Source organism: Photobacterium panuliri (assembly GCF_059920555.1).
Genome location: NZ_CP197193.1, coordinates 691,128 through 704,152, shown reverse-complemented (window position 1 = coordinate 704,152; position 13,025 = coordinate 691,128). Strand labels below are relative to the sequence as shown.

Genomic DNA, 13,025 nt, shown 5'->3' with positions numbered 1-13,025 from the left:
GGACACAGCCTGTAAAGACGAACCCAATAACGAGGCGTAACCAACGATGGCAGGCTATTCATTCCGAGATCAACAGGTTGAAGCATCGCAAGCGAATAGCCAGTCGCCAAAGGCGCAAGGCTCTGTTGCTACTTCACCCATCCTATCAGAAACGGCGACATCATCAGTATTGAGCACCAAGGCTGTGGTTGTTCTTGGACTTGCATTCAACCTCTACTGGGCAGTTGCCGTTTTGGGGCAATCACAATGGGTGGTTGCTTTGGTGATTATGTTGGTAACCGCGTGGGCATTGTTTCCCGGCAGCGCACGTTTTTCGTTGCTTCTTGGCGGGATAGGTATCGGAATGGATTTTTTGCTGATCCAAGCGGGGGTTTTGGCGTTTGATGCGGAAGGAATGCCCTTGTGGTTAGTACTGCTATGGCTGGGTTTTGCGTCATTTGTCTGGATTATGCGTAGTCGGTTGCTTGTTATGCCGTATTGGCTGCTTGGACTGATTGGTTCGCTTGGCGGAGCAATGAGTTATTTGGCTGGCTATCGATTTGATGCGGTGTCTTGGCCATATGGTATTGAGTTAAGTGGTCTTGTCCTTTTACTGTGCTGGGGGCTGTTTACCTTCGTCGCTATAGGCTTACTAACAACGGTTAACCGTCTGTTCGGAGGGCGATATGCAAAACCATTCCGTTTTTAAATCATATAAATCAGCCCTTCTTGGGATTGTGGTTGCCGGGCTAATGGGTGTCAGTAATAGTGCATTTGCATCAACGCCGTGGCAGTCATGGCCGGCGGTGGGTGAGGCCCAACTAAAGTGGGGGCCGTGGGTTATTTACGATTCAGAATTGCGCACACCCAACGGAACCTATCGCAATAATGGATTACCTCTGGCCTTGGTGATCAAATACCAGCGTAACATTGATAACGATGATCTTATTGATGCAACCGATGATCAGTGGGCCCATCTCGGGATCACCAAATTCAAACGCGATAAATGGCTGCGTAAATTAGCGACAATTTGGCCGGATGTTCGCAAGGGGGATAGGCTTATTTTCGTCTATGACGGCCAACAAGGTACGTTCTACCGTGATAATCGGCAGATTGGGATTGTGAAGGATCATGAAATGGCGCGCTCATTTGTTCATATCTGGTTGTCACCGCAAACGGCCTATCCAGACATTCGCAACCAACTGATAGGCAGACGCTAGTTGCTTTGGAGACGGCATGGCAAGATTGAGCAGACCCATCTTGATATCTTTGGTGTTTATTATGGGATTATTCGGGTGCACGGCATCGATAGAGGATTATCAAGGCACGAAGCCTGATTTTGATTTATTTGGATATTTTGACGGTCGAGTCAAGGCGTGGGGAATGCTGCAAGACCGGAGCGGTAAGCAAACCCGGCGGTTTAATGTCGATATTGTCGGAGCAGTTGATGGAAATGTTCTGACGTTAACAGAATATTTCGTCTTTGATGACGGAGAGCAACAACGTCGAATTTGGGTGATCACCCATCAGGGAAATGGGCGCTATAGCGGTACGGCTGATGACGTTATTGGAGAGGCTCAAGGTAAGATTATCGGTAACGCTCTTAATTGGCGTTATGTACTCAGAGTGCCGGTTGGTGATAGTAGCTATGACATCACATTCAATGATTGGATGTATCTGCAAGACGAGACCCACTTGTTCAATACTGCAGAAATGACCAAGTGGGGTTTTCATGTCGGCCAAGTAACATTGTTTTTTGAAAAGCAGGATAAATAGGCGTTACCTGTATTAATTTGTATTGATTTTAACTAGATCTGACTGACTCCGCGAGACATAGCAACCACACGTTTTAGAACCCAGCGTAATAGTAACGGAATCACATCGATATCATGCTCGTCAATGTAAGCAATCATTGCAAGAGCGACATCCGGTTTTGCTTGACGCTTAAGTGCCCGATGAATGATTTTCTTCGGGCTAACAGGAGAGTGCTCCGGAATGCCGGCCAAACTTCGGAATAATGACTCGAAGCCATTGAAAAACAAGAAATGTTCAATGTCGGCCTTAGGCAGTAAGGTGATCCTATGGCGTTCTGATTCGTTACCCAGCATTCGTCTTGCAGTATCCGCGTATTTTTTCCCTGCCATATCACCATCGGCAATCATGTGCCATTCAATCCCAAGGTTGCGGGCAACTTTGATTAGCGGGCGCAATCCACTTTGTGCGAATTCGATAATTTGAACCCCTTCTGCGGCAAGGTTATAGCCACAGAGGCGAGCCAGTTCATTGAATAACCATACTTCGGTTTCGCCTTCAACTAATAGCCATGCTCTTGCAAAAAGTGCGCTTGGGCGGTGAAGCCTAATATGAAAGGCAACGCGTCTGGCTTCATCTTTACCCAGAACTTGTGGATTAAGGCTGTAGACCAGTGTTTTGTTCGGGTGGCGGATCAGCTTTTTGACGCTATCAATAGGTACAACAGAGCAGAGATCTGGACTGTTGGTCGTAAGGATCTTTTGCATCGGCATGTTAACGATAAAGCTCCACGCCTGATGGAGAAACGTGGGGTGAAGTCGGCCTTCCGGATCTTCTAGGATCATGATTGGGCGGCTGATCCGTTTCAGTTCAACCGGGCCTCGAGCGCGGATGAAGGCATTGAGCAGCCCCATTAGGATTAATCGCCCTTGTTTGCTCATTTCTCGTTGGCTGAGTTGTTCGAGCGGATTGACCGCATATTGAGCCCTTTCTGGAAAGTGGGCCCGATCAAAGTGGCGGGGCTGGCTTTGTGGCGTAAAGGCAAAATAGTGATCGACCAGCGAACGCAGGGCATTGATGCTGCTTTTTATCTCAGCTTGGCTAACATGGCCGGGTTTGGTCATTAATCGGCGGCAGGTATTATCGAGTCGCCGTTGGATACGTACATTTTCAGCCTGTTTTTTTTCAGCAGCTTGTTTTTCTAGGGATGGCTGTTCGTGCCCGTTACCGTTTTTGCCATTGCTCTTGCTATCGGCTTTGTCGTGAGAGTGGGTAGGTGATTTATGCTGGTGGCTGTAGTCGCGAAGCCGCCGAGCATCACGGATACGTACGACAGGGTGAAGGATCATGAGCTGTTTGGCGAGTTTGTCGGTATCGTCACATGGGATCCTGTCGCCTTTGGTATCTAGAAAGTAGCGTTCGGTGATTATTCTATCACCCTCAATCGTACTGGCGATCCGGTAGTATAGTGCTTTGGTTTCGGCGTGGGTGGATTGCCACATTCGGCTAAAACTGCGGTAACGGCGTGCTTTGTGTTCACCGGGGTAGTCTTCTTGCCAGTAGAGTACGATTTGCAACTGGTGCATTTTGGCATGGCCAGCACTGTAGTCGATATGAAAGTCGTCAAAGTGAAAGTTATGGAAAGAGGCATCCGGAGACAGTGCAATATCCAGCGCGTCGAGCAGTGAGGATTTCCCCCAAGCATTCTCACCAATCAAAACAGTCAGTGCGTCCAGAGAAAGAGAGAGACGTTTTATACCCCGAAAGCCGGATATTTCAATTCGTTCTAGCTGCATATATACCTCACTCGCCTGTAACCTTGTTTAAGCCTACAGTACAAAGCGGCGTTGAATCACATTCAGTATCACATTATTGAAAATGAAAGGGTTTTGGATACATGGGACGAGACGATAGCGCGTGGAGGAACTGCTTGTTGCAGTAACAGGGAGTTGCTATAGTCTGCGGACTAAAATTCGCAGTATCCCGGTGTGCGTGTAGCTGTTTTATGGTACCGCTCGGGTATGTTCAACCTGGAGATGTCAGATGGCTAAGATCATTCATTCTATGGTACGTGTGGGCGACCTAGATAAATCATTGAAGTTTTACAAGGAAGCATTGGATCTGGATGTTGCAGAGCGTCTCGATTTCGACGGTTTCAGCTTGGTATACCTACGAAACGAAGAGAACGATATGGAGCTCGAGCTGACGTGGAACGAAGGGACTGAGTCCTATACCCACGGAAGCGGTTATGGCCATATTGCCGTAGCCGTTGACGACCTAGAAGCCGAGCATACGAAATTGGCCGGTTTGGGGTATGAACCAGCAGAAATCAAAGAATTCTTCCGTGATGGTCAACTGTTGGCCAAATTCTTCTTTGTTGTTGACCCTGATGGCTACAAAATTGAGTTCCTTCAGCGTCATGGGCGTTATCAGTAAGCCGAGGCGTGCTGAATAAGAAAGAAAAAAGCCATCCAATTTCAGTTGGGTGGCTTTTTTCTAGATGATTGACGCTGAGCTGGCTGGTTTCGGTAATATTCTTATTTGGTAATAGCGCTATTTGCAATACTTCACATCAGCTTGGTAGAAAAAGGCCTTGACGTTGTTATAGCCCAAGCTGAATGCATTTTTTTCACTATTTGCTTTCTGGATACTTCTTAAATCCAAGGATGTCATCAGCATTAGGTTATCAATACTTTCGATACTCTCCACGTTGTAGTCTGATGTTCGCTGAAGAAAATCAAACTGGTTGAATAGCCATACTCGCTCTTCGCCATCGCGTCGCCATTGTTCTTTTTTCACATCATAGATTGACACTGAGTAGTGGTAGTCGTGTTTTTGCTTGCTTATTAGTTGGTAGGGGAAATGCTTGATGGCTTTATTGTTGCTAAATGGAGCAGGTTCGCTTGGCGGCCATTTTTCCTGAGGGCTTGGGGAGCTAACGTAAGGCTTTTCTGGCTGATCATTGAAATATCGATAGTAGCTTGCTGCCATTTCGCCAGAAACGGTACGGATTGTTTTGTCAAATAGTGAATCATTTTGTAGGTATGCGAGTAGTCCAGGGTCGTTTTTCTTTATACAGACAAAATAGTCATATATAGGAAACGAGGAGAGTTCATATATCCGCCGAGTATCCAAGTCTACCTTTTCGTAACGGGGAATGGGTTTAACACTTGCTGTTACTGTGATTGGGACGAGTAATAGCAATAATATCAGCCGTGATGGGCTCATGGTGTATCCTCCCGGTGGGCCATATTCCAATGGATATGAAACAACAATAGACCCAAGGAGGATAACGCCGGATAGAATATCTTCGGTTGTTGATGCCAACCACATACAAGGGAGAGGCTTTCAGTCGCACGGAGTAGAAATCGTGCGAGAGGGCAAGGTTATTTGCTCGGGCTATGAGAAGTCCATTGAGTAGATAAATTTTCCACATGAAGGGCATTTGAATTTATAGATGGCAGGATCACCGCCTTTTTCATAATGCTGAACAATCGCTTCCCATAATTTTTCATCCAGCATCTGTTCGGTGAGGAATTGCTGCAAACTGTCATTGTCCCATTTTTCTAGTTCATGTTTTTCTGCATCGCCATGAAATTCACAGGCAGTATCGCAATGTGTCTGCCAAATTTCCTGTTGCCAAGAAGCGAACCCCGGCGTTCTTTCGCAGATCTCAATAATAAGCGCCATTGGAATGCCAGCTTCGAGCAGCGGATAATCGTCGACGAAAGAACCATCATATTTTTTAGCCGCAGAGCCATCGGATATACACCACGGGCAAATATCCGTGACATTGTCACGTGAATAGAAACTCGCGGTGTAGATATATCCTCGCGCTTTACCACAACATTGGCAGGTTTTGTCGCTTTTCTTAATCGCGCCAGTGGCAATGGGATCGGGATGAAATCTGAATTGAGGTAGTGTCATGGGAGTTATTCTGCTTATTGGTAAGAGGGAACAGATCTGGGTAAAGATGGGAGATAGGATACTGGATACGTCTAGCCTTGTTAAGCTGGAGTCATCTGATAACCATCACTGTCTTGATGCAATATAAGATTTAATTTCAAGAGGAAACCTGAGTTTTGTCATGATGTGTTGTATGATGAAATCTCAATACCTAGAAACGTCATGTTTTCTTCTTAGTAAGTTCGTATTAACCAGCGAGAAGATCTGTTTTTCGAAGTTATTCGAGGTATTAGCGTAGATTCGAGTTGGCTTCCCCGCACAATGTGCTGGAGGGGGAAGTGAACTAGCATTTTAGGATAATGGAGTACTTTCAGCATTATGACACACCATCGTCCAGCGAAGTTAACGATCGCCCATATTAACGACACGCATTCACATTTCGAGCCGTCGTCGATCTCACTACAGTTGCCCAGCGACGTCATTGAACCAGAGATGTCGGTATATGCCAGTTGTGGTGGATTCTCTCGCGTTTCTTCAGCTGTAAAGGATATTCAGCGCCAAGCTTTGTTGCAGTCACGGAGCTTTGTCTTTCTCCATGCCGGTGACTGTTTTCAGGGCACACTGTATTTCTCCCTGTATAAAGGGGTAGCTAATGCCGAGTTGCTCAATGCGATAGGCATTGATGCGATGGCTCTTGGTAACCATGAGTTGGACATGGGCAATGAGCCTGTCGCTGATTTCATGGATCAAGTTAACTTTCCGCTGCTTGCCGGCAATTGGGATCTTTCCGGTGAGCTGGTGGGTAAAGCTAACCCGCTATCACGTAAAAACAATGTATTGGCATACGATGCCGAGCAGCAATGTGCCAGATCTTGGATACACGATGTAGAGGGTGAACCCGTAGCGGTGTTTGGTCTGGCCATTGAGAATATGGCTGGTATTGCCAATCCGGATCCGGATACGTTTTTCCACAATGTTACCGATGTTGCCAAGCAAACTGTAACCGCCTTGCACCGTGCCGGGATTAATAAAATTATTGTACTGAGTCACCTCGGTTATGAGCGTGATTTGGAATTGGCCGAAGAGGTCGATGGTATCGGTGCGATTATTGGTGGCCACAGCCATACAATGCAGGGTGATTTTACTAACCTTGGTTACGGCGTCACTGATTCTTATGCCCGTATGGTCAAAGGGACTTGCGTCGTACAGGCGGGCTGCAATGCATTGGCCTTAGGTCAGCTGCATATTGATTTTGCCGCAGACGGTAGCGTTGAGTCTGTATCGGGGACAAACCAGCTCTTGCTGGGACGGCAGTTCACTCTGGACGCCAGCAGAAGCGAGCACCTTGATGTGCTGAGCCACGATAAAGTGAAAGCCTATCTTAAACAGCAGCCAAATGTTCGATTCTGTATTAAAGATCCCTATATCGAAAATATCCTCAACGAGGAATACCGGCCTGCCGTACGTAAGCTGCAAACAGAACATATTGCCGATGTTATGAGCCCATTGCGTCACACGCGCATTCCCGATGCCAAGGGGGCAAGTCAGATCGCGCCGCATGTCGTTGACAGTTTTGTCTGGCAGGCTCGCCAGTTAGGCTTTGCGGTTGACTTTGGTATTCATAATGCTGGTGGCGTACGCTCATCGTTGAATCCCGGGCCGCTGACCGCCGCAGACATTTCTGGCCGGTTGTTGCCGTTTGCCATCGGCTTGATGGTTTATCCGGTAACTGGCGCGCAAGTAAGGGCGGCGCTTGAAGGGGCGATCGATAATGCCATCGATAATGGCGTTGAAGGCACGGGGGACGGAAGTTACCCTTATACATCCCACTTACGCTTTGTCTATCGCTGCTGTGCAGCACAAGGCCAGCGGATTGAGCAGCTAGAGTATCTTGTCGGCTCGGAGTGGCGGGAGGTTGACGATGGTGCGACATATCTTTCGGTATCGTCGGGCTACACGGCCACAGGCAAAGAGGGCTATCATGCTTTGCTCAATGGGGAAGAGCCTCAACCCCTGAATGTCACAATGGCAGAGGCATTTTCTGCCTATGCGGCTCACAAGCAGCAATTAGATGTTCCACCAGCCAATCTGTCGCAGTTTATTCCTTGTGTGTGTCACGAGGAAGGGGTCGCTTAAGCCCATTACCATTAATAGACAGGAACTAGAAAAACCGCCGGTAGCTGACGCTATCGGCGGTTTTTTATATTAGACATTTTTATTTTGCTCATTTTTATTCTAAGAGAGAGCAAAGATGAATACTAAGGATGAAAAAAGCCGGGTGTGCGGCCCGGCTTGTTAAGATTCCCGTTGTGTGCCTATGGCTTATGCCGTAAGGCTATTGTCGCTTTCGCTGTTGGCCACTTCGTTGGCAATGCGGTAAGCAGCAAGATCTTCAATGGTCAGTACGGGCATATTATGTGTTTCGCCGAACGTGATGACTTCAGGTAGGCGAGCCATAGTGCCATCTGGGTTGGTTAGCTCACAAAGCACACCATAAGGTTTGTAGCCAGCCAAACGCATCAAATCGATAGTCGCTTCGGTGTGGCCGCGGCGGGCAAGAACACCGTCAGGGTTTGCTTTTAGCGGGAACACGTGGCCTGGACGGTTGATGTCAGAAGGTTTGGCTCCGTCGGCGATGGCTGTTTTGATTGTTGTAACGCGGTCAGCGGCAGATACGCCGGTAGTTACGCCCTTGGCTGCCTCGATAGTGACGGTGAAGCCTGTTTGGTTGGCACTGGTGTTGTTTCCCACCATCATAGGCAATTCAAGCTGCTGGCAGCGTTCTTCGGTCAGGCATAGGCAAACAATACCTGAACATTCACGGATCATCAGCGCCATTTGCTCGGCGGTAAGGGTTTCCGCAGCATAAATGATATCGCCTTCATTTTCGCGATCTTCATCATCAACAACAAGAACACCACGGCCTTCACGAAGGGCGGCAAGGGCAGCTTCAACGCGTTCGAATGCATTACCGTAAGGTGAGAGTAGAGACTGATTCATGGTAAAAAACTCCAAATACAATATCGTTACCAGAATCAGGGCATGGAATGTCAGCAAAAGCGACTGCTATCAGCAAATATGTAGATGCAGTACGGTATTCGAAAAACAGCCGATACGACATCGCCTGCAAATAATGCAAGCTGAGCGTATACCGGTGTTATAAACACAGATTATCGCTGAAATCCTCTTTCATCCGGACTATAACCGTCGGCTCTGGAATCAAACATGGCATGACCGTGTTCTGGACCAGATCTGCTGACCTTGCAATATCAACTGCAAGCGCTCGCGGGCTTTCCCTGTTGGGACTACCGCCGGTGGGGAGTTTCACCCCGCCCTGAGAATTCTTTGCGACTATAGGAAATTCCAGAAAGCCGTGCAAGGTAATTAATTAAATTATGGATAATTATTTGATGCCAGGCGCCGATTGTCCGATTTGTATCCGGTATAAAGCACGAGAGTGCTGCTTATTGCCGATAAGTCGGTGTCATTGTTTTGTGTTGTCGCTTTGCAGTGGGTTGCGCGGCGGGTTGGGAGTATCGGGTAGTCTTATTGCTAGCCAGCGGACAAACAAGGGGAATGCATATGTTGTCGGCTGGATAGCACCAAGTAGGATCAAGAAATCGGGCCCAAGGTAAGTACCTGCAATGGTGAATGTCAGTAATACATTGCGATTGCCGGTGGTGATGGCTGCCAGTAATGAAGCTTGTTTTCCTTGTTTTGCATAACAGATTAAACCTGTGAGGAAGAACATTCCGCATAGTATTAATCCGATTCCGAAATACTGTAGGGCATCAAAGGCGGATTGGTCGAAGATCTTGCGAAAGGGCTCGATAAGGCCGAATGGGAAGGCAAAGACGAGCAGTATGGTTATATGAGCGAGTTTACCGTGAACGCGTTTGAGGGTCTCAGCTGGGACAAGGCGGTAAACGCAGGCCGATAGCAACATCGGACTGACAATAAAGACAGCCAAGCGAATAGCATAGCTATGAACGTCAAGGGCGAAGCTATCATCGCTAAACAACCATAGGTTAACGTAGATAATAGCTGGCATCAGCAGCGTTGTGGCTATTGTCATCGCCATTGCTTCTAGCGCATCCAGTCCGATGGAGCGTGCGATTGCTGGCGTGGCAAATAGCGATCCAGTTGCGGCGACACCTGCGACGGCCAGTAGCATGGTATCTGATGAGCCCAATAGCGTAGCTATGCTGCAACTTATTAATGTCATCCCTGCGCTATGAAAGAGAGCAAAGCTCCATACCTGAGTTGTGGCGAGTCGTTTGATTAAGGTTTTTTGATCTATTCCCAATAGCGTGAACAGCATCAGGAAAAACAAGATATAAGGGAGAAACGGAAACATTGCTGCTGCAGCGTTGGGCAGCATAAAACCGGCGAACGCTGAGGCGATCAATAAGCTGGATGAATGTCGGGTAATCATACTGAGCATAAATGTGATTACTCTTGAATTTCCGCAATACAGTAAGTGTTAATCCATTGTTACCCTTGATGGGATAGTAAAGCAAGTAAAACCAGTATTATGCAAGTCATGGTTATTTATGCATTAAGTGTGCTGTTTGCTGCATGAGTTTTCATTGCTGCGGCGTTGTTTGTTGTTATTTTGTGATTGCTACATTTTGCATAAGAAAATCTAATTTTGTTGCTGAAATATTGTCAGTTCTGCGTGTGATTTGAGCGAGTTAAAATAATAGCCAGTTGATAAAGCACTTAGGCTCGATGCCAATTCACATTGGCCAGAAAATACAGAGAGGCAGTCATGGCACAGGCAATGAATTTTGACACACCAGTTGTTATGGATAAAAAAGCCTATGCAGTTAGCGTCAAAGGACTGATTGCTCACGCATTGGATATTTTGTTCAGCGTAAAGAAAACCCCATCATATTGTGACGTTAAGGATCTACCGGTCCATTTGCAAAAGGATATCGGCGTCTATCGCTAATTCCGCTGAACCTAAGCAACATACAAAGACGCTGGCCTTGGTCGGCGTTTTTTGCATTGAAAAGAGTCACAAAACAAAATGCGTCGTTAAGGGTAGTTTACTTTCCTGTGAATATGGCATGATGTACGCGATATAGATGATTGATTGGAGATGCCATTGTGGGATTTTTCTCAAAGCTCTTTGGTTTTGTAAAATCTGAACCGGAAATCGCGAATGTAGAGGCTATCGAGTACGAAGGTTATTTGATATACCCAGAGCCTAAGTCAGAAGGCGGGCAATACCGTATAGCCGGACGTATTTGCAAGCAATTGGACGGTGAACTGAAGACCCATGTTTTCATTCGTTCGGATCTGATGGGTTCGAAGCAGGATGCCGAAACTTTCATGATTAACAAAGCTAAAATGTTCATCGATCAGAACGGCGACAGCATGTTCCGATAACCGCTACATTGAGCATGGTCTCCCAAGTCATACTTGATACTTGGGATGATCACATCGTCAAGGAATGATGATGGAAACTGAAATGGCCACATCCCCAACGCAGCATTCCCCATCAATATTGTCATTCCTTGTGATTCAAACGTTCGTTTATCTAATTAGATCACTGTTTTTGGTTGTTTATAAGGACAGAATATAAATATTAGTGATTTGTGCATGTTTTTATGCATAGGTTGTTAATTCTCTTTGTGGTTTGACCTCTGATCAGGCGTTTGAAACGTTATTTATTTACAGTTAGCTGGCAACATTTGCTGTGAATAACAGAGCGCGAATAGAATTATTTTGTATTTTTCCTACAAAAGGCTTGATATTACGCGTCTGGTTGGATAAAAAATTGTTACTTATTTGCCAAAATTTAGGGAATAATGATGCAAATTGGTGTACCTCGAGAAATACTCGCTAACGAGACGCGAGTAGCTGCAACGCCGAAAACGGTAGAGCAGTTGTTAAAAATGGGCTTCAGTGTTGCGGTTGAGCGCAATGCGGGTCTGCTTGCCAGTTTTGATGATGCCGCTTATGAAGCTGCTGGTGCCACTGTGGTATCAACGGAAGAAGTGTGGGCGTCTGATCTGATTTTTAAAGTTAATGCACCGCAGGTCAATGAGGAAACCGGCGTTGATGAGTTCGACCTGATCAAAGAAGGGGCGAGTCTAGTGAGCTTCATCTGGCCTGCACAAAATGCAGACTTGCTTGAAAAGCTCTCTACCAAGAATATTAACGTCATGGCGATGGACTCAGTGCCACGTATTTCTCGTGCTCAGGCGCTAGATGCACTAAGCTCGATGGCAAATATCGCGGGTTACCGTGCCGTTGTCGAAGCAGCCCATGAGTTCGGCCGTTTCTTCACCGGCCAGATCACCGCGGCGGGTAAAGTGCCACCAGCCAAGGTAATGGTAGCTGGTGCTGGTGTTGCTGGTTTGGCTGCAATCGGTGCGGCAGGTAGCCTTGGTGCGATTGTTCGGGCCTTTGACGTACGACCTGAAGTAAAAGAGCAGGTAGAGTCAATGGGTGCTGAGTTCCTTGAAGTTGATTTCAAGGAAGATACAAGCACTGGCGATGGCTACGCCAAAGAGATGTCAGACGAATTCAACAAAGCTGCTGAGCGTCTTTATGCTGAGCAGGCCAAAGATGTTGATATCATTATCACCACGGCTCTGATCCCAGGGCGTCCAGCACCGAAGCTGATCACCAAAGAAATGGTCGACAGCATGAAGGCGGGTAGTGTCATTGTTGATCTGGCCGCTGCCAATGGTGGTAACTGTGCTTACACCGAGGCTGACAAAGTTGTTTTGACGGAGAACGGTGTCAAGATTATCGGTTATACCGATATGGTTGGTCGTCTACCTACTCAGTCTTCCCAGCTCTATGGAACCAACCTCGTCAACCTGACCAAACTGCTGTGCAAAGAGAAAGACGGTAATATTAATATCGATTTCGATGATGAAGTATTGCGCGGTCTGACAGTGATCAAAGAGGGCGAGGTAACATGGCCAGCTCCACCGATCAAGGTATCTGCTGCCCCAGCTCAAGCTGCGCCTGCGGTTGAAGCTCCTGCCAAGAAAGAAGAAGTCCCTGCCTCTCCGGCCAAGAAATACGGTCTGATGGCGGCGGGTGTGGCTGCGTTTGGCTGGATTGCCTCTGTGGCACCGGCTGCGTTCCTTTCTCACTTCACGGTATTTGTTTTGGCATGTGTGGTAGGTTACTACGTTGTATGGAACGTAACACACGCTTTGCATACACCACTGATGTCTGTGACAAACGCAATCTCAGGCATTATCGTCGTGGGTGCACTCCTGCAAATAGGCCAGGGTAACGGTGTCGTTACTGCCTTATCTTTTGTTGCTGTACTCATTGCGAGCATAAATATCTTCGGTGGCTTTACAGTTACCAAGCGTATGCTCGAAATGTTCCGCAAAGATAAATAATAGGAGTAACTC

13 protein-coding genes and 1 riboswitch are annotated in these 13,025 nt (G+C 47.1%); of the genes, 8 read left to right on the top strand and 5 right to left on the bottom strand.

Annotated elements, in window-relative coordinates; translation table 11 throughout:
- Nucleotides 1–46: 46 nt before the first annotated feature.
- The 3 genes from ACSF8X_RS19410 to ACSF8X_RS19400 are packed head-to-tail and all read left to right on the top strand — an operon-like array spanning nt 47 to nt 1,755.
- Complete coding sequence (locus tag ACSF8X_RS19410) at nt 47–688, top strand: DUF2878 domain-containing protein (protein ID WP_500852059.1); 642 nt, start codon at nt 47–49, stop codon at nt 686–688.
- Nucleotides 666–1,199 carry a chalcone isomerase family protein gene (locus tag ACSF8X_RS19405; protein WP_500852058.1) on the top strand — a complete coding sequence of 178 codons (534 nt, stop codon included), beginning with the start codon at nt 666–668 and terminating at the stop codon, nt 1,197–1,199. Before ACSF8X_RS19410 ends, ACSF8X_RS19405 begins: the two co-directional genes overlap by 23 nt.
- A gap of 16 nt (nt 1,200–1,215) precedes the next feature.
- A complete protein-coding gene (locus tag ACSF8X_RS19400) occupies nt 1,216–1,755 on the top strand; it encodes a DUF3833 domain-containing protein (protein WP_500852057.1) in 540 nt (179 codons plus the stop codon).
- Between the two features lie 32 nt (nt 1,756–1,787).
- Here ACSF8X_RS19400 and ACSF8X_RS19395 read toward each other — a convergent pair whose 3' ends face one another.
- Nucleotides 1,788–3,527 (bottom strand): DUF2813 domain-containing protein, encoded by a 1,740-nt coding sequence (locus ACSF8X_RS19395; RefSeq protein ID WP_500852056.1) that lies wholly within the window; start codon nt 3,525–3,527, stop codon nt 1,788–1,790.
- Between the two features lie 247 nt (nt 3,528–3,774).
- Between ACSF8X_RS19395 and ACSF8X_RS19390 the strand changes: the two genes are divergently transcribed.
- A complete protein-coding gene (locus ACSF8X_RS19390) occupies nt 3,775–4,167 on the top strand; it encodes a VOC family protein (RefSeq protein WP_500852055.1) in 393 nt (130 codons plus the stop codon).
- A 117-nt stretch (nt 4,168–4,284) separates the two neighbouring features.
- On the opposite strand, the gene ACSF8X_RS19385 is transcribed toward ACSF8X_RS19390, so the two are convergent.
- Both ACSF8X_RS19385 and ACSF8X_RS19380 read right to left on the bottom strand, forming a co-directional pair.
- Nucleotides 4,285–5,064, bottom strand: a complete 780-nt coding sequence (locus tag ACSF8X_RS19385) for a hypothetical protein (protein ID WP_500852054.1) — start codon at nt 5,062–5,064, stop codon at nt 4,285–4,287.
- 66 nt (nt 5,065–5,130) lie between these two features.
- Nucleotides 5,131–5,658, bottom strand: coding sequence for a CbrC family protein (locus ACSF8X_RS19380; protein WP_500852053.1), 528 nt, complete (start codon nt 5,656–5,658; stop codon nt 5,131–5,133).
- Nucleotides 5,659–6,015: 357 nt separating this feature from the next.
- Here ACSF8X_RS19380 and ACSF8X_RS19375 point away from each other — a divergent pair, with 357 nt between their 5' ends.
- Entirely contained in the window at nt 6,016–7,773 is a 1,758-nt protein-coding gene (locus tag ACSF8X_RS19375) for a bifunctional metallophosphatase/5'-nucleotidase (protein WP_500852052.1), read from the top strand.
- 186 nt (nt 7,774–7,959) lie between these two features.
- Here the strand turns inward: ACSF8X_RS19375 and ribB are convergent, their stop codons facing one another.
- Both ribB and ACSF8X_RS19365 read right to left on the bottom strand, forming a co-directional pair.
- The gene (gene ribB, locus ACSF8X_RS19370) at nt 7,960–8,637 is read right to left on the bottom strand and encodes a 3,4-dihydroxy-2-butanone-4-phosphate synthase (protein ID WP_500852051.1); all 678 of its coding nucleotides are present in this window, start codon (nt 8,635–8,637) and stop codon (nt 7,960–7,962) included.
- 177 nt (nt 8,638–8,814) lie between these two features.
- Nucleotides 8,815–8,983: riboswitch (FMN riboswitch) on the bottom strand.
- A 138-nt stretch (nt 8,984–9,121) separates the two neighbouring features.
- Nucleotides 9,122–10,081 (bottom strand): hypothetical protein, encoded by a 960-nt coding sequence (locus ACSF8X_RS19365; RefSeq protein ID WP_500852050.1) that lies wholly within the window; start codon nt 10,079–10,081, stop codon nt 9,122–9,124.
- Between the two features lie 327 nt (nt 10,082–10,408).
- On the opposite strand from ACSF8X_RS19365, the gene ACSF8X_RS19360 reads away from it, so the two are divergent.
- The 3 genes from ACSF8X_RS19360 (at nt 10,409) to pntA (ending at nt 13,013) form a co-directional block, all read left to right on the top strand.
- Nucleotides 10,409–10,591 (top strand): hypothetical protein, encoded by a 183-nt coding sequence (locus ACSF8X_RS19360; RefSeq protein WP_047880597.1) that lies wholly within the window; start codon nt 10,409–10,411, stop codon nt 10,589–10,591.
- Between the two features lie 158 nt (nt 10,592–10,749).
- Complete coding sequence (locus tag ACSF8X_RS19355; protein WP_500852049.1) at nt 10,750–11,031, top strand: HlyU family transcriptional regulator; 282 nt, start codon at nt 10,750–10,752, stop codon at nt 11,029–11,031.
- Nucleotides 11,032–11,456: 425 nt separating this feature from the next.
- Nucleotides 11,457–13,013, top strand: a complete 1,557-nt coding sequence (gene pntA, locus ACSF8X_RS19350; RefSeq protein WP_500852123.1) for a Re/Si-specific NAD(P)(+) transhydrogenase subunit alpha — start codon at nt 11,457–11,459, stop codon at nt 13,011–13,013.
- The last annotated feature ends 12 nt before the right edge of the window (nt 13,014–13,025 follow it).